Genomic DNA, 14,376 nt, shown 5'->3' with positions numbered 1-14,376 from the left:
ATATTTCATCGAAATAATTTTTGTATAAGCTTTTGGTCACTATCCATTCAGCGTTGTGCGTTTTAGCTGGAGGGCCTTTGTAGTTCAGAAGTTCTGCGATAAATATTGAATACAGATGGTTCGGTGATTTCCATTGACGTGTCGGGTTTTTGTATTTTTGACTGCATATTCCTAGTTGGGTTATTTTATGCTTATTAATGGGGGTTGAACATGCGGGGCAGATAGTTATGAGGTCAGAACCATGGATGCTACAAACCTTAACATAAGACTGTACATGGCTTCGATGTACGTACGCTGTGCCGTGATTCTCAAAGTCCTCGAATGCGCATTCGGGGCAAATTTTTTTCCAATAAGCGGGGGTTACTATTGTTTGGTTTGTAGGTCGGCCTAGCGCTGCGGTGAGAGGGTACAGGGTGTGGTTGTGCAAAACCTCTTCCGTGATTTTTCGTTCAGTAAATAAGGAGGGAAATTTAAAAATTGCGTACCCCCTAATTTCCGCTTTTCCCCCAATTCCTTTGCGTCCGTAACCTGTTCTTGGTATCGGTCTTATCCGGAAATCCTCATGTGGCAGGGTTCGGATACCGAGCATCTCGTTTCCCCGCTGCAGTGCCGACGCCACATATTCTCCAGGTAATGGTGTGAAAATCTTCATTGCTATAGCATCCTCATTTTTGGAGAGAACCACTGCATGCCGAATCCCCCTCGCAATCACCATTTCGTTCCACAACACTTTCTCAAGGCTTGGCAATACGCTCCTGGGAGAGTCTTCCGCTACCGCCGACTGCCTTCGAATGGTGCGCTGGAAATCAAGCCGGTTGCTATAAAACATACTGCTTCGATTGAGGACTTGTACCGTATCGACTTTCCCGATGGGGGATTTGAGGTCGAATCCAGCCATATTACCCCGATGATTGATGAAGCGGGCCATAAGATCATCGAAAAGGCACGTAGCAGTAGAGTTCAGGGTTGGAACCATCTGGACCGCCGACAACTGGCGAACACCCTGACGTTTCTGGAGGCTCGCCATCCCGACATTCTAAAAGCCATGGATATCCGCTCGGAACTCGATCTTATTAGGCAAAATATGAAGGATGAGCAGATCTCATCACATACTTCGATCAATGAAGTGGTTGACTATTTTAAATCAAGCAAGTCCCTCGGTGCGATGTCGTTAGTCCTATTCGCCCAGAACGAGATTTCGCCGTTTATTGACGAGGCATTTTCAGATGGACTCTTGAAGGCAACCATGCGGGAGTACAATTGGGAACAACCGGGCTTGCTCGCATCTGATTACCCCGCATCTCGCTGGGGAGACTATTTGAGGGACCTGTTGTTCATCATCGCCATCTCGCCAGGTAAAGCTTTAGTATTCTCCAATAACCCCAACGTTGTCGTCTATGATCATCTCAAGCCGCACGTACGTGCTCGGCTGATCAATCTGTATTCCTTGGCGAAGGCGCGCACGGCTTATTACTTCGACGAGACTCAGGGCGAGTTTGTCAGCGCTCATCTCGGCTGGGCTCTAAACCGCTCCACTCTTTCAAAGCAGCGCGACTACGTCAAAGATTTTTTACTCGCCGAGAATGCTTGGGACCTCTAGCATTTTTCCAGATGGCAAATTGCCTTCAATTGACCAGTGAGCCTCATTGAGGCTGACCATGAGGAGCCGGTTCCAGCAAATCTATAGCAGGCCGGTAGCGATACTCTTGCGGCGAAAAGCGTCCCTGGGGGCCAAAAAACAGCCTGGCTGTGAACTTTTCCAAGTAGGTCACCGCTTCCTCTGATGCGTGCTGTACGAAATAGGCCCGCTGCGCTGCGGGCAGTGTGGCGCGGTGAATCAGACAGGCCTTCACCATTTCTGCCAGCACAGAACCGCGAACGTCGTAACGCGCATCTACGGTGTGCAGGACAGTGCAATAACAGGACTGGTATGCCGATTGATGATCGACCTGCCATTGGGTATCCCGATTCATCCCTGGCTCCCCGCCTGCCAGGAGGCTAGGAACTGCAGCACTCGTTCAACTTGAACCTGACTGACCAGTTGCTCCGCGGTCTGCTGTTCGAAGGTCGGTAACGGCTCGAGTCGAAACCAAGTGATCGCCCGTTCGACGGCGACTCCGCTCTCGTCTAGGGCCAAGATCACCCGCAAGACATCCGCGATAAAGCGTTGCGTCGCTTCGGCGTCGGATGCGCTGGTAGCATCTGGTTTGCTGTGACGATAGGCAGCGATCTGACCGGCAAACTCGGTAGGGCTGAGGCCAAAGATCTCGGCATAGCGCTCGACCGAATAAGGCGCCCCGCTCGTAGGACACAGGTAGTCGATCAGTTCGGCGGCCGACAGTACCGCTGTCTGGAGTGTCCCCTGGTTCATGGCGCATTCCTCCTGCCACGTTTCGCTCACAGCATGCCCCCAAACCTGCGAGAAGCAAAGCTCCCGTTCGCTAGCCCAGGCCATTTATGACCTCATTTTCCAAGGAGTCCCCAAAGCTATTTTCCGGAGCTGGTCGGAACCAAGCTCATCCCAATGCTGACGGAAAGATGGTTGAGATAGCCATAGATGTTGATCTTCAGCAGTGCAGCAGGGTACGCAGGGCGTCCAGTTTCGGTGAGAACCACACCACTGAAGCCCAACGGGTGAGATCAAGCTCATCGTCGAGCACATCGATTACTCGAACCTAGTTAGTATCTGCGACATAATCATCCAGGCTCTCAGGCCGCAACGTGCATTAATCTCGATGCTTGCCTTGGAGGAATGGCCTCATGGACTACTCCGCTATGACTGCCGACGGCAGAATAACATTAGCACTGGTCAAGGTTTTACACAGCCTGGGCCGGTAGAAGACGCTGGCGAGAGGCAGCTAGCAGCATGCGGCACTAGTTTTCTACGCTTGGTTTTCCGATCAACCGAGAGTGCTTTGGTTGGACCATTGGCGTCTAAAAGGCTAATAATCGCTCTGCAATTTAAGCAACAGCCTTTTCGGCCAAAAAGCCAAAACCAGGCCGTGAGTGGGTCCGGGCAACTGACAGGATCTGCCTGTATTTCGCTGTCCACAGGGCCCTTTTGTGGAGTGTTTAGCAAACCGATACTATCGTCGCATTACTTTCACGCCTAGGACCCTTTTATGCATATGAGCTTCGGAGCTGGCGACCTTAACGAATACCTTGCTGACCTGTCGGGTTATAAAGTTGGTTTGGCTTTAACCCTGGAAGAACTCTACGACCATCTCAGTGGTGAAGAAGGATACGCAGATCTCGCGCGAGAATCTGAGCAGGGCGGAACCACCCCGACGGGTTGAGCCAGCTGGAGCTCCTGAGTCTAGTCCAAACAGGATTCTTTTTCAGCGACGTGAAGTGCATGGTCGAGTCATCGAGCCTGTTCAAGGCTCGTAACCTCGTCGGGCGAATCACAGGAAGATCGACCAGAAGCATTCACCGTCTGAGCCATCCCGCTCAGGCCCATCGTCTGGATGCCCAGCAGAGCGCGGTGGCGTTCCAGTATGCGAAAGGACTGGAGCTTGCATCGAAGGTATTTGGCTCTCAGATGCTCGCGGAGCAGTGGCTTTGTCGGCCGTGCGGCCGTTTGTTGGGGTTTGTACCCTTCGAGATGCTCGACACGTCGCTCGGGTTCAGCGTCGTAGCGGACTATCTTGAGCGTATACGCTTGGGTGTCTACCAGTAGCTTGCCTGAGGGCGAGGTTGGTATGCGGCGAGGAGGCAACGCTACCTCTTTTTACATGCGGGACTTACAACCTTGTAATTCCCGTATCACTCAATTGACAGCGATCAACCCCTAATCTTCAGTCACGTTTATTGGAGTGATTGAAATGAAAGTCATCAAAAGTATCACCGCTATCCTGGCCCTAGTGGCTTCGTCAGCCGTACTCGCCGAAGGAGGATCCGACCGTCTGCATGGAAAGATGATTCAGGCCAATGAGCAAGCTATGCGAGCTTATGCCGCTGCCAAGGGAAAGAACCCACCGGAGGTGATCCACTATCGCTACGGGATGCGGCTCGACGTGGCGAAGGTGATCAGCATGACGTCGACCAAGGCGAGCTGTGACGTGATGCCGGCACAGATGAATTACGAGGATTCCAACGGAGACGTGAAAATCCTTGAATACCGGACCGCTGGAGTCGGTTGCCGGGGCCAGAACTGAGCACTGAGCGAGTGGACAGGACTTACTCTGATAAAACGCCGGGTTGAAGCGTCAATTCCGGCAATAGATCGCCTGGTTACCGGCTTTCATGACTGGTGGAGTACGATGAGGACTGGTAGCTCAGGCAGGAGAGTCCAATGACTCAATCAGCGCGCACCACGGTAAAGTGCCTAGATCCCGGCGACGGCTCCGGCGATGTGATTGTGGAATTACCCGATGACATTTTGCGCGAGCTCGGGGTCACGACGGGCGACAGACTCTCCATCGAGCTCATCAACGGCGATATCGTACTCAAGCCAGTCCGCGAGCGCCGTGAATCTGACTAGCTACCCTTTGTAGCCCCTCTCTGTCGTCCTGTTGAGCTGATGAAGCTTTCTAGCGGGGGAATAAGGGACGGCAGTCAGCCTACCGCCGTCCTCCTGGTAGGTGCGTTATTTGGCTGGATAGTTGGCGACTACTTGGTCCTCGCCGCTTTTGATTAAACCAATGACTTGGTAGGCATGGCTTACGCCATCAACCTCCATGCCTGGGGACCCAGCTGGCATTCCTGGTACGGCGATCCCGACTAGATCGTTCCGCCCCCTGAGTTCTCGAATCTGCTCAGCTGGCACGTGACCTTCAACAAACTTTCCGTCGATCACAGCTGTGTGGCAGGACGCTAACCGTGGCGATACGCCCAGCTTCTGTTTCACTGCGCTCATGTCCGTCTCAACATGGTCGGTCACTTTGAAACCATTGGCTTCCAGGTGCGCGATCCACTTCTTGCAGCAACCGCAGTTCGCGTCTCGGTGAACGTCGATGGACAATGGCTCGGCAGCATAGGCCGCCGAGGTCACCAGAAGCCCAGCGATAGCGGCTAGCCGAACGAATATCCGGTTAGTTGGCATGAGTGTGCTCCTTACCGTCTTTGTGAACATGCGTCTTTGGCGACGATGTCGGGTGGGCATCCGAATGGGCCTCGGCCGCATTGTGGTCACCGTGATGATCTGCCGCTTGAGCGGAGCCTGCGGGTGCAGCTCCATGGTCGTGAGCTGCCTGGGCATGATCGTCGTCTGCCGCTTCATCGTGATCACCATGCTCGGCACGACCGCTCCCGCCGTGCTGGCCCTCATGGTTGTGCATATCGCTTTCACCGCCGCCGTGCTGGTGGCCGCCGCTCGTGGCCACCAAGGCCTTGTACTGCTCGGCATTCATCTGGGGCAGTTGATCCAGGAACGCGACGATTCCCCAGATGTACTCATCGCCCATGCTCTTGCCCCAGGCGGGCATGCCCGTGGCTTTGATACCGTGCTTGATTGTCCAGAATGCGGCGGCTGGATCGCCTCCGACACCCACCTTGGTGAGGTCGGGTGGCGACGGGTATAGCGCTTGGCTTAGCTCAGTCTTCCCAACGCCAGGGGCAAGGTGACAGCCTATACACATGGCGTTGTAGTTGCCCGCCCCCGCTTTGATCAACGCGGCTTCCTTCAGATCAGGGACTTCGATGTCTCGCGCTCGAACCTCAATAGACCGATCACGAGCCATGGCGAGAAAGGAATGGACTGCCGGGAAGTGAGGATCATCAGCGCCGACATTCACCAGACCGAAATAGGCTGTGCCCAATACCGCAGCACTTCCGACAGCACCGGCCCCAAGCAGCGTTGTAATTGTTTTTTTCATGTTGGAATTCTCAGAACCACATCCGGATACCGGCAACGAAGCGTGCCTCATCAACATCTCCACCCTCGTCTCGGATGAAGTCAGCGGTGTTGCCGTAGGAGCGGCTCCAGGTAACGCCTATGTATGGAGCAAACTGGCGGACAATTTCATACCGTAGGCGCAGCCCGACTTCGGTATTGGCAAGGCCCGAGCCAACGCCGCGCTCAGGATCGTTCTTGCCATAGAAATTGACCTCGGCCGTGGGCTGCAAAATCAAGCGATTGGTCAGCAGGATGTCGTATTCGCCCTCAAGACGCGCAGCAGTCTGACCGTTCTCGCCTATAAACGCCGTGGCTTCGGCCTCGAAGTCATACAGAGCCATGCCCTGAATACCAAAGGCTGCCCAGGTCTGTGGGGATTCCGGTTTGAAATCCTGGCGGACCCCGGCGACCACATCCCACCAAGGGCTGACCGAGCGCCCGTACAGGAGTTGCAGCTCAGCATCTTCGGTTACCCCATTGGTGCGCTCGCCTTCCGAACGAACCCAGAGGCGATTAATGTCGCCGCCTATCCAGCCTGATGCGTCCCAGGCCAGGGTGCTGCCCTCATCGGCGTCCTGGTATTCGAGCTGGTCCAACAGGAAGAAGCTGTTGATTCCGCTGTCGTGCACTTGGTGGCCACCCAGGGGCGGAAAGGCCGACTCGCGATCCGCATCAGTGAGCACTGGAATCGGCGTGCGGCTCGTCGTGGTCGGAGAAGTCGCTGAGCTATGGTTCATCTGGGAATGGTCCATGCCCTTCATAGAGCCGTGATCCATGCCCTGCATGTTTCCATGGTTCATTTTGCTGTGGTCCATCTTGTTGTGGTCCACCGGGCTGGATTTACTCTTGCTTTGAGCATGCCCCATCTGGCTGTGATCAACAGGGGCAGGCTTTTTCTGCTGTTTGCCCATCCCCATCTTGCTGTGATCCATCGCCGGCATCGATTCGGATGGAGCAGCATCCATTTGCATGGAGCCGTGCCCCATTTTCGAATGATCCATGCCCGAGTGATCCATTTCTTCAGCAGCGAAGCTGGGCGTTACGCCCAGCATGCTGATCGAAACGGTCAGAGCCAGCAGCGAAGGCCGCCCGAGGCTATTGGCCATCTTTCCCTGCCTTAGCTTTGTCGCTGCCATGCGATTTCATCATTTTGTCGTGGTCCATGCCTTCCATCGAGCCATGGTCCATTCCCTTCATCGAGCCGTGGTCCATACCTTCCATGGAACCATGGTCCATGCCTTCATGGTTCATCCCCTGGCCCTGCTTGTCCTGCGAGCCTTTGGCTTTGCCGGCCTCTGTGGTTTTCTGGGAATGCTGATCATGATTGTCGCTGGACCACGACGACGGGGCATAAACAGCCAGAATGCCTACCATCGCAGCAGAAAGGAAAAAGGCGCTTCGTTTCATTGGTTTGCTCATCTCAAATCTCCAGTTCATTCGTCCACACGTACTTCTCGGAACATGCCCATTTCCATGTGGAACAGTAGGTGACAGTGATAGGCCCAACGTCCCAAGGCATCTGCGGTGACGCGATAGCTTCGTTTTGAGCCAGGTGGCATGTCGATGGTGTGCTTGCGAACCATGAAGTTGCCGTTCTCGTCCTCCAGATCACTCCACATACCGTGGAGGTGGATGGGGTGAGTCATCATGGTGTCGTTGACCAAGGTGATGCGAAGACGCTCGCCATATTTCAACCGCAGCGGTTCAGCGTCGGAGAATTTGATACCGTCGAACGACCACGCGAACTTCTCCATGTGGCCGGTAAGGTGCAGTTCGATTGTCCGTCCAGGCTCTCGACCATCGGGATCGATGAAGGTGCTCCGCAGATCGGCGTACGTCAGCACTCGACGCCCGTTGTTGCGTAGGCCAATTCCCGGATCGTTCAGCTTTGGCGTTGGCGACATAGTCTGCATATCGACCAGTGGGTTGTTGGTCTCGGAAGCCGGATGGCTTTGCATTGCGCCGCTCATGCCGGCCATGCCTTCATTGCCCATCCCAGTCATCTTGCTGTGGTCCATACCGGCCATGCTGCCGTGGTCCATTCCAGCCATCTTGCTGTGATCCATGCCGGCCATGCTGCCCTGGTCCATGCCAGCCATGCTGCCATGATCCATTCCGCCCATGCTGCCGTGGTCCATGCCCATATCGCTCATGGCGATGATCGGGCGTGGATCTACCGCCGGTACGGGCGCTTGCAAGCCTTCGCGAACTGCCAGGGTGCCTCGGGAATACCCGGTACGGTCCATGGATTGCGCGAAAATCGTATAGGCCTGTTCGTTTTCAGGCTCGACGATGACATCGTAGGTTTCAGCAACGGCGATCCGGAACTCATCGACCGATACGGGTTTGACGTACTGGCCGTCGGCAGCCACAACCGTCATCTTGAGCCCAGGAATCCGGACATCGAAATAGGTCATGGCCGAGCCGTTGATGAATCGCAGGCGGATCTTCTCGCCGGGCTTGAAGATACCCGTCCAGTTGCCGTTCGGAGCTTGGCCGTTCATGAGGTAGGTGTAGGTATACCCGCTCACATCTGCGAGGTCGGTGGGGCTCATCTTCATTTCAGCCCACATCTTCCGATCCGCTACAGCGGCCGACCAGCCTTTCTCGCTCACGTCGTCAACGAAGTCGCTGACCGTGCGCTTGTGGAAGTTGTAATAGTCGGACTGCTTCTTGAGTTTGGAGAGCACCCGCGCCGGGTCCTCATCCGTCCAATCGCTGAGCATGACGACGTAATCGCGGTCATATACAAACGGCTCGGGATCCTTAGCATCGATCACCAGTGCGCCATAGACCCCAGACTGCTCTTGGAGGCCTGAGTGGCTGTGATACCAGTAAGTGCCGTTCTGGTGGACCTTGAACTTGTATTCGTACATGCCATCGGGAGCGATGCCGTGAAAGCTCAAGCCCGGCACACCGTCCATATTGGCGGGCAGGATTATGCCGTGCCAGTGAATGGAGGTGTCCTGTTTCAACCGGTTGCGTACACGCAGCGTCACGGTGTCGCCTTCGCGCCATCGCAGGATCGGCCCAGGCACGGAGCCGTTGATGGCCATGGCCGTACGAGCTGCCCCCGTAATGTTGACGGGCAGTTCACCGATATACAGGTCGAATTCATTGCCGCTGAGCACGTTCGGTTGGCCAGGGCTGGTCACAGCCCAGACCGGCGCGCGCCACATGCCGAGCCCACCCAGAAGTCCGGTAGCGGCCAGGCCTTTGACGAATGATCGTCTCGTGGTTTTGCTTTGCATGCCGTTGCGTCCAGTCAGGTAGATCGCTGATATCCAGGCTGCTCGATGGCGCAGCCCTTGGGTTCGTTGGAGCTCTCACCAGTCTCGTAGACTTTCGCTACTGCGCGAGGCTGATGAGAGGCCGTAGTCTGAAACTGCCATAGTTCAGATTCCGGAGTGATTACATTTCTGTAAGCTCGGATCAGCAGCTCTCGTGGCCGACATGCTTGCTGGACTGTGCGGCGACCGGCGGCTGCTCTTTCTCCTGCTGCGCAACCTGATAGGCCTGCATGGAGTTTTGGCGAGCCGCTTCCATCCGCGCAAAGGTCCGGTCCGCGCCGCCCTCTGCCAGGGCGATGCCTGCCATGCCGAAGGTAACGACCACCACAATTGCTTTGACCATGTTCATCTGGAGATCCTCAGTGGGTTCTGCGCCTCATGGCGTCAGGTACAGGGTCAAATTAGCCTCGCGGTGCTGTCAGAAAACTGATCGCGACATTACTTTTCCGTCAGCTTCTGGTTGGGCGTCTTTTTTCCTGCAAACTGGAGATGCACTCCGCGTGGATGAGAGCAGATGAAATTACTCGTAGCCGAAGATGAGCCGAAAACCGGTGTCTACCTCCAGCAAGGCCTAACAGAGGCTGGCTTCACTGTAGACCGGGTGATGACAGGCACTGACGCCCTGCAACAGGCGCAGAGCGAAGCGTATGACTTGCTGATCTTGGACGTAATGATGCCGGGGCTCGATGGCTGGGAGGTCCTGCGCAAGATCCGGGCAGCGGGGAAAGACGTGCCGGTCCTCTTTCTCACGGCCCGTGATGGCGTAGATGATCGCGTTAAAGGCTTGGAGCTGGGTGCTGATGACTACCTTGTGAAGCCCTTTGCGTTCTCTGAGCTGTTGGCTCGGGTCCGCACACTGCTGCGCAGAGGCAACGGTGGTTCTGCTCAAACCACCATGAAGATGGCGGACCTTGAGGTTGACCTGCTCAAGCGCCGGGCTACGCGAAACGGCAAGCGGATCGACCTTACTGCCAAGGAGTTTGCCCTTTTGGAGCTGCTCATGCGCCGACGCGGGGAGGTGCTCCCCAAGTCGCTGATCGCTTCTCAGGTCTGGGACATGAACTTCGACAGTGACACCAACGTGATCGAGGTCGCGATTCGCCGACTGCGGGCCAAGATTGATGACGACTTCGCGCCAAAGCTCATCCATACCGCCCGAGGCATGGGCTACATGATGGATGTGGCAGAGTGATGCGCCCGCAATCATCGCTCGTCAAGCGACTGACCCTGATGTTCATGTTCGCGGTGACTGCTGTCTTGGTCGTTGCCGGCGTGGCTTTCTACGGGCTCAGCCAGCACCATTTCCGGATGCTGGATGAGCAGGCGCTCTCCGAAAAGCTGGAGTCAACGCGTCATATTCTGTCCATTTCAGCAGCGCGAGGCGAGCTCGGCGATCAGGAGCAGCAGCTGCGGGCATTGCTCGGCGCACATCAGGATCTTTCGGCGAAAATCACCAAGGCTGACGGAACGACCCTTTTTTCAGACTCCAAAGCCTCCCAAATTCCTCAGCGGTTCGAGCAGGCGCGCCAGGGTGCGGTCTGGGAGTGGCAGGATGAATCGCAGAACTTCCGCGGTATCACCGCCCAGTTGGCCATCGCGGGCGAGCCGGAACCTGTGACGGCGGTGCTGATGCTCGATGTCACCACTCATGCCCATTTCTTCCACACCTTGCAGTGGTGGTTCGGGATCGGCTTGGTGATCAGTGCAGTGGTGAGTGCAGGCTTGGGCTGGGTCGTGGCCAAAAGCGGGCTTCGGCCTGTCGGGCAAATCACCAAAGTGGCGACCGCGATGTCAGCAAGATCGCTCCGCGAGCGCATTCCCCTGAAGCCCGTACCGATTGAGCTTCAGGAGCTCATCCTGTCTTTCAACGGGATGCTGGGACGATTGGAGGATGCATTCGTTCGGTTGTCCAACTTTTCTGCCGATATCGCTCACGAGTTGAGAACGCCGGTCAGCAACCTACTGACCCATACTGAAGTGGTGCTCACCAAGAAGCGTGACCTGGATGCATATGAGGAAAACCTCTATTCGAACCTGGAAGACCTCAAGCGCATGTCGCGCATGATTGACGACATGCTTTTCCTCGCCAAGGCGGACAACGGTCTGATCGTGCCCGAGCAGATCGATGTGGACCTCTCCGAACTCGTATACAAGCTGTTCGAGTACTACCAGTTCCTGGCTGAGGACCGGGGCATTCAGCTGACCCTCCAAGGTCGTGGCAAGGTTCGTGGCGATCGCCTGATGATTGACCGAGCGCTTTCCAACATTTTATCGAACGCGTTGCGCTACACCCCGGAAGGCAACGAGATATCAGTGCAGATCGAGCAAACACGTGAAACCGTGACGCTATCCGTACGTAACAGCGGAGTAACCATCGATCCTCAGCACATTGGCAAGATCTTCCACCGGTTCTATCGGGCCGATCCAGCCAGACGCGAAGGCGGGCCAAGCAATGCAGGCCTAGGCCTGTCGATAACACGCTCCATCATCGAGGCTCACAGCGGACGAATTTGGTGTACTTCAGCGGAGGGTGTCACAACCTTCTTCATCAGTCTCCCAGCCTCCATGCGGTTGGTTGGTGCAGCCCCAACCCCTTAATGGTGAGTTCATCCCGGTAACCTATACTCGCCCATCCTGATTCTTATCGTGGCGCTTCCGCTTAACGGGATGGCGGGCATCGATTCGGCGACTGAACCTTGCCCAATGCAGACCATGGGCATGGAAATGATGGCGGGCATGGACCATGCCTGCTGCCAGGACCAAGACCTGGGAAAGACTGGTGACCATACCAATCCTGCAAGGTAGGCCAGGAGTGCAGGACTGCCAGCACAGTGCAGCCCAGCTTCCTAACGCCTGGACTGACTATGCCAAGCCACGACCGTAACCGTCCGGCCAACTCACCTTCCTGACCCCGACGCCAAAGGCGATGGTGTCCACCTAATTTAAGTGGACACCATTTCTAGCCTTTTAAGCGGGTCTTTCCATGCAGTCACAACGCCGTTCCTATTCAAAATCCTTCAAGGCCCAAGTTGTCCAAGAGTGCGCCCAGCCCGGCGCATCGATTGCCAGCGTCGCGCAGAAGCACAGCCTTAACGCGAACCTCGTACATAAATGGATTAGGGTACTCACGAACAAAACTATGGCGCTGCAACCTGCTTTCATTCCAGTGCCCTTGCCGCTAGCCGGAGGACATTCGCAGGCAGCTTCATCAAGTATCTGCATTGAAATCCAGCACCCGCGTGGCACCGTCAAAGTGAACTGGCCGACCGAAAGCGCTGTCGCCTGTGCCACCTTTCTGCGAGACCTGTTGGAATGATTCGGATCGATGCCATCTGGCTTGCCACCGAGCCTATGGACATGCGCGCCGGTACCGAGACCGCGCTGGCCAGGGTGATCGCGGTGTTCGGTGTGGCGAAGCCGCACTGCGCATACCTCTTCGCTAATCGCCGTGCCAACCGAATGAAAGTCTTGGTGCATGACGGTGTGGGCATTTGGCTGGCAGCGCGACGATTGAACCAAGGCAAGTTTCATTGGCCCGGCATCCGTCACGGATCGGAAGTCGAACTCGATAACGAGCAACTTCAAGCCTTGGTACTGGGTTTGCCGTGGCAGCGGGTCGGCGCAGGCAGCGCGATCACAGTGCTTTAGCCCCTGCCATTAGCCCATCGGTTTATCGCTGTTGACGACCTGCTCTGACACAATCAGCGGCATGACTTCCTCGCCCAATCTCGACCAGATGACACCGGAACAGCTGCGCGGCTTGGCCGAACAGGCTATGCAGTTGCTGTCCCAGGTCGACTCCATGAGCCAGAAAATCCAACGCCTCGAAACGGTCAACGAGCAACTGGCTCATGAAATCGCCATCCTCAAGCGACACAAGTTCGCCAAGCGCAGCGAGCAACTGAGCCCCGACCAAGGCAGTCTGCTTGATGATCTGCTCGATACCGATATCGCAGCTATCGAAGCCGAGCTGAAGGCAGCCAATCCGCCGGCCGCACCGGCCGAGCCACGTCATAAGCCCAAGCGTGCACCACTGCCGCCGCAGTTTCCGCGAACCGTGATCCGTCACGAACCAGAGAATACTCAGTGCGTGTGCGGCTGCCAGCTTCAGCGAATCGGCGAAGACGTCAGCGAGAAGCTCGATTACACTCCGGGCGTGTTCACAGTTGAGCGGCATGTGCGTGGAAAATGGACGTGCCGTCAGTGTGAAACACTGATCCAGGCGCCTGTACCGGCCCAAGTGATCGACAAGGGCATCCCGACCGCAGGCCTTTTGGCCCACGTGATGGTGGCGAAGTTCGCCGACCATTTACCGCTGTACCGGCAGGAGAAGATTTTTGGTCGGGCCGGACTGCCCATCGCCCGTTCGACACTGGCGCAATGGATCGGACAGACCGGTGTGCAGCTCCAGCCTCTGGTCGATGCGCTGCGTGAGCATGTGTTGGCCCAGGGCGTGATCCACGCCGATGAGACCCCGGTTCAGATGCTCGCACCAGGCGAAAAGAAAACCCACCGCGCTTACGTGTGGGCCTATAGCACCACGCCTTTCTCGGCCCTAAAGGCCGTGGTCTACGACTTCAGCCCCAGCCGTGCCGGCGAACATGCGCGTAACTTCCTGGGCACGTGGAACGGTAAGCTGGTCTGCGATGACTTCGCCGGCTACAAGGCCAGCTTCGAGCTGGGCATCACCGAAATCGGCTGCATGGCCCATGCACGCCGCAAATTCTTCGACCTGCATGCAGCCAATAAAAGCCAGTTGGCGGAGCAGGCGCTTCACTCGATTGGCGGGTTGTATGAAGTCGAGCGACACGCCAAGGAAATGAGCGACGAAGCCCGCTGGCGATTACGTCAGGAAACAGCGGTGCCCATCGCTGAAAAACTGCATGAGTGGATGTTGGCCCAACGCGAACTTGTGCCCGAGGGTTCGGCCACGGCCAAGGCCCTGGATTACAGCCTTAAACGCTGGGTAGCGCTGACGCGCTACCTGGAAGATGGTGCTGTGCCCATCGACAATAACCAGATCGAGAATTTGATCCGGCCGTGGGCGCTTGGGCGCTCGAACTGGTTATTTGCCGGGTCGCTGCGCAGTGGAAAAAGGGCGGCGGCAATCATGAGCCTGATCCAGTCGGCGCGTATGAATGGGCACGATCCGTATGCCTATCTCAAGGATGTACTGATGCGGCTTCCGACACAGCGGGCGAGCGAAATCACGCAATTACTCCCGCAGCATTGGATGCTTGCCTGAGGCAG

General features: G+C 56.3%; 18 protein-coding genes and 1 pseudogene. 10 read left to right on the top strand and 9 right to left on the bottom strand.

All coding sequences use genetic code 11. The annotated features are described in order from the left end of the window. Positions 1-688 precede the first annotated feature (688 nt). Entirely contained in the window at positions 689-1,600 is a 912-nt protein-coding gene (locus JET17_RS26515) for a DUF4238 domain-containing protein (RefSeq protein ID WP_016489903.1), read from the top strand. A 43-nt stretch (positions 1,601-1,643) separates the two neighbouring features. Here the strand turns inward: JET17_RS26515 and JET17_RS26510 are convergent, their stop codons facing one another. The 3 genes and pseudogenes from JET17_RS26510 to JET17_RS27460 all read right to left on the bottom strand — a co-directional run. Then, positions 1,644-1,973 carry a hypothetical protein gene (locus JET17_RS26510; protein WP_016489902.1) on the bottom strand — a complete coding sequence of 110 codons (330 nt, stop codon included), beginning with the start codon at positions 1,971-1,973 and terminating at the stop codon, positions 1,644-1,646. Next, positions 1,970-2,371, bottom strand: coding sequence for a hypothetical protein (locus tag JET17_RS26505; protein WP_024717850.1), 402 nt, complete (start codon positions 2,369-2,371; stop codon positions 1,970-1,972). Before JET17_RS26505 ends, JET17_RS26510 begins: the two co-directional genes overlap by 4 nt. Before the next feature lie 155 nt (positions 2,372-2,526). Next, positions 2,527-2,720 (bottom strand): annotated as a pseudogene (locus tag JET17_RS27460) (IS5/IS1182 family transposase); the annotation flags it as partial. A 402-nt stretch (positions 2,721-3,122) separates the two neighbouring features. Here JET17_RS27460 and JET17_RS26500 point away from each other — a divergent pair. From JET17_RS26500 to JET17_RS26485, 4 genes are all read left to right on the top strand, one after another. Continuing rightward, on the top strand, positions 3,123-3,296 hold the full coding sequence (locus JET17_RS26500) for a hypothetical protein (protein WP_016489901.1): 174 nt from the start codon (positions 3,123-3,125) through the stop codon (positions 3,294-3,296). Positions 3,297-3,355: 59 nt separating this feature from the next. Further along, on the top strand, positions 3,356-3,679 hold the full coding sequence (locus tag JET17_RS26495; RefSeq protein WP_012316933.1) for an antitoxin Xre/MbcA/ParS toxin-binding domain-containing protein: 324 nt from the start codon (positions 3,356-3,358) through the stop codon (positions 3,677-3,679). A gap of 145 nt (positions 3,680-3,824) precedes the next feature. Continuing rightward, positions 3,825-4,157 (top strand): DUF2790 domain-containing protein, encoded by a 333-nt coding sequence (locus JET17_RS26490; RefSeq protein ID WP_012316932.1) that lies wholly within the window; start codon positions 3,825-3,827, stop codon positions 4,155-4,157. A 137-nt stretch (positions 4,158-4,294) separates the two neighbouring features. Beyond that, positions 4,295-4,483, top strand: a complete 189-nt coding sequence (locus JET17_RS26485) for an AbrB/MazE/SpoVT family DNA-binding domain-containing protein (RefSeq protein ID WP_016489899.1) — start codon at positions 4,295-4,297, stop codon at positions 4,481-4,483. Between the two features lie 105 nt (positions 4,484-4,588). Here the strand turns inward: JET17_RS26485 and JET17_RS26480 are convergent, their stop codons facing one another. From JET17_RS26480 to JET17_RS26455, 6 genes are all read right to left on the bottom strand, one after another. Then, on the bottom strand, positions 4,589-5,044 hold the full coding sequence (locus JET17_RS26480) for a DUF411 domain-containing protein (protein ID WP_012316931.1): 456 nt from the start codon (positions 5,042-5,044) through the stop codon (positions 4,589-4,591). Then, on the bottom strand, positions 5,034-5,816 hold the full coding sequence (locus JET17_RS26475; RefSeq protein WP_012316930.1) for a c-type cytochrome: 783 nt from the start codon (positions 5,814-5,816) through the stop codon (positions 5,034-5,036). The genes JET17_RS26480 and JET17_RS26475 overlap by 11 nt, the downstream gene beginning before the upstream one ends. Before the next feature lie 10 nt (positions 5,817-5,826). Beyond that, entirely contained in the window at positions 5,827-6,942 is a 1,116-nt protein-coding gene (locus JET17_RS26470) for a copper resistance protein B (protein WP_012316929.1), read from the bottom strand. After that, complete coding sequence (locus JET17_RS26465; protein WP_012316928.1) at positions 6,932-7,255, bottom strand: hypothetical protein; 324 nt, start codon at positions 7,253-7,255, stop codon at positions 6,932-6,934. The genes JET17_RS26470 and JET17_RS26465 overlap by 11 nt, the downstream gene beginning before the upstream one ends. A gap of 14 nt (positions 7,256-7,269) precedes the next feature. Then, on the bottom strand, positions 7,270-9,087 hold the full coding sequence (locus JET17_RS26460) for a copper resistance system multicopper oxidase (protein WP_012316927.1): 1,818 nt from the start codon (positions 9,085-9,087) through the stop codon (positions 7,270-7,272). A gap of 181 nt (positions 9,088-9,268) precedes the next feature. Continuing rightward, on the bottom strand, positions 9,269-9,475 hold the full coding sequence (locus JET17_RS26455) for a co-regulatory protein PtrA N-terminal domain-containing protein (protein WP_012316926.1): 207 nt from the start codon (positions 9,473-9,475) through the stop codon (positions 9,269-9,271). A 165-nt stretch (positions 9,476-9,640) separates the two neighbouring features. Between JET17_RS26455 and JET17_RS26450 the strand changes: the two genes are divergently transcribed. From JET17_RS26450 to tnpC, 5 genes are all read left to right on the top strand, one after another. Beyond that, positions 9,641-10,318 carry a heavy metal response regulator transcription factor gene (locus JET17_RS26450; RefSeq protein WP_012316925.1) on the top strand — a complete coding sequence of 226 codons (678 nt, stop codon included), beginning with the start codon at positions 9,641-9,643 and terminating at the stop codon, positions 10,316-10,318. Further along, positions 10,318-11,724, top strand: coding sequence for a heavy metal sensor histidine kinase (locus tag JET17_RS26445; RefSeq protein ID WP_012316924.1), 1,407 nt, complete (start codon positions 10,318-10,320; stop codon positions 11,722-11,724). The genes JET17_RS26450 and JET17_RS26445 overlap by 1 nt, the downstream gene beginning before the upstream one ends. Positions 11,725-12,109: 385 nt before the next feature. Further along, a complete protein-coding gene (tnpA, locus tag JET17_RS27930) occupies positions 12,110-12,442 on the top strand; it encodes an IS66-like element accessory protein TnpA (RefSeq protein WP_009684096.1) in 333 nt (110 codons plus the stop codon). After that, on the top strand, positions 12,439-12,774 hold the full coding sequence (tnpB, locus tag JET17_RS27450; RefSeq protein WP_009684097.1) for an IS66 family insertion sequence element accessory protein TnpB: 336 nt from the start codon (positions 12,439-12,441) through the stop codon (positions 12,772-12,774). The genes tnpA and tnpB overlap by 4 nt, the downstream gene beginning before the upstream one ends. 61 nt (positions 12,775-12,835) lie before the next feature. Next, positions 12,836-14,371, top strand: a complete 1,536-nt coding sequence (gene tnpC / locus JET17_RS26430; protein WP_009684098.1) for an IS66 family transposase — start codon at positions 12,836-12,838, stop codon at positions 14,369-14,371. Positions 14,372-14,376: the final 5 nt, after the last annotated feature.

The organism is Pseudomonas putida (assembly GCF_016406145.1).
In the GTDB taxonomy this organism is placed as follows: domain Bacteria; phylum Pseudomonadota; class Gammaproteobacteria; order Pseudomonadales; family Pseudomonadaceae; genus Aquipseudomonas; species Aquipseudomonas putida_E.
This window is presented reverse-complemented; position numbering and strand designations above follow the sequence as displayed.

Excerpts from the sequence above, each read along its gene's own strand:
- JET17_RS26515 (WP_016489903.1), top strand. The coding sequence starts at position 689 with ATGCCGAATCCCCCTCGCAATCACCATTTCGTTCCACAACACTTTCTC.
- JET17_RS26510 (WP_016489902.1), bottom strand. The coding sequence starts at position 1,973 with ATGAATCGGGATACCCAATGGCAGGTCGATCATCAATCGGCATACCAG.
- JET17_RS26505 (WP_024717850.1), bottom strand. The coding sequence starts at position 2,371 with ATGAACCAGGGGACACTCCAGACAGCGGTACTGTCGGCCGCCGAACTG.
- JET17_RS26500 (WP_016489901.1), top strand. The coding sequence starts at position 3,123 with ATGCATATGAGCTTCGGAGCTGGCGACCTTAACGAATACCTTGCTGAC.
- JET17_RS26495 (WP_012316933.1), top strand. The coding sequence starts at position 3,356 with ATGGTCGAGTCATCGAGCCTGTTCAAGGCTCGTAACCTCGTCGGGCGA.
- JET17_RS26490 (WP_012316932.1), top strand. The coding sequence starts at position 3,825 with ATGAAAGTCATCAAAAGTATCACCGCTATCCTGGCCCTAGTGGCTTCG.
- JET17_RS26485 (WP_016489899.1), top strand. The coding sequence starts at position 4,295 with ATGACTCAATCAGCGCGCACCACGGTAAAGTGCCTAGATCCCGGCGAC.
- JET17_RS26480 (WP_012316931.1), bottom strand. The coding sequence starts at position 5,044 with ATGCCAACTAACCGGATATTCGTTCGGCTAGCCGCTATCGCTGGGCTT.
- JET17_RS26475 (WP_012316930.1), bottom strand. The coding sequence starts at position 5,816 with ATGAAAAAAACAATTACAACGCTGCTTGGGGCCGGTGCTGTCGGAAGT.
- JET17_RS26470 (WP_012316929.1), bottom strand. The coding sequence starts at position 6,942 with ATGGCCAATAGCCTCGGGCGGCCTTCGCTGCTGGCTCTGACCGTTTCG.
- JET17_RS26465 (WP_012316928.1), bottom strand. The coding sequence starts at position 7,255 with ATGAGCAAACCAATGAAACGAAGCGCCTTTTTCCTTTCTGCTGCGATG.
- JET17_RS26460 (WP_012316927.1), bottom strand. The coding sequence starts at position 9,087 with ATGCAAAGCAAAACCACGAGACGATCATTCGTCAAAGGCCTGGCCGCT.
- JET17_RS26455 (WP_012316926.1), bottom strand. The coding sequence starts at position 9,475 with ATGAACATGGTCAAAGCAATTGTGGTGGTCGTTACCTTCGGCATGGCA.
- JET17_RS26450 (WP_012316925.1), top strand. The coding sequence starts at position 9,641 with ATGAAATTACTCGTAGCCGAAGATGAGCCGAAAACCGGTGTCTACCTC.
- JET17_RS26445 (WP_012316924.1), top strand. The coding sequence starts at position 10,318 with ATGCGCCCGCAATCATCGCTCGTCAAGCGACTGACCCTGATGTTCATG.
- tnpA (WP_009684096.1), top strand. The coding sequence starts at position 12,110 with ATGCAGTCACAACGCCGTTCCTATTCAAAATCCTTCAAGGCCCAAGTT.
- tnpB (WP_009684097.1), top strand. The coding sequence starts at position 12,439 with ATGATTCGGATCGATGCCATCTGGCTTGCCACCGAGCCTATGGACATG.
- tnpC (WP_009684098.1), top strand. The coding sequence starts at position 12,836 with ATGACTTCCTCGCCCAATCTCGACCAGATGACACCGGAACAGCTGCGC.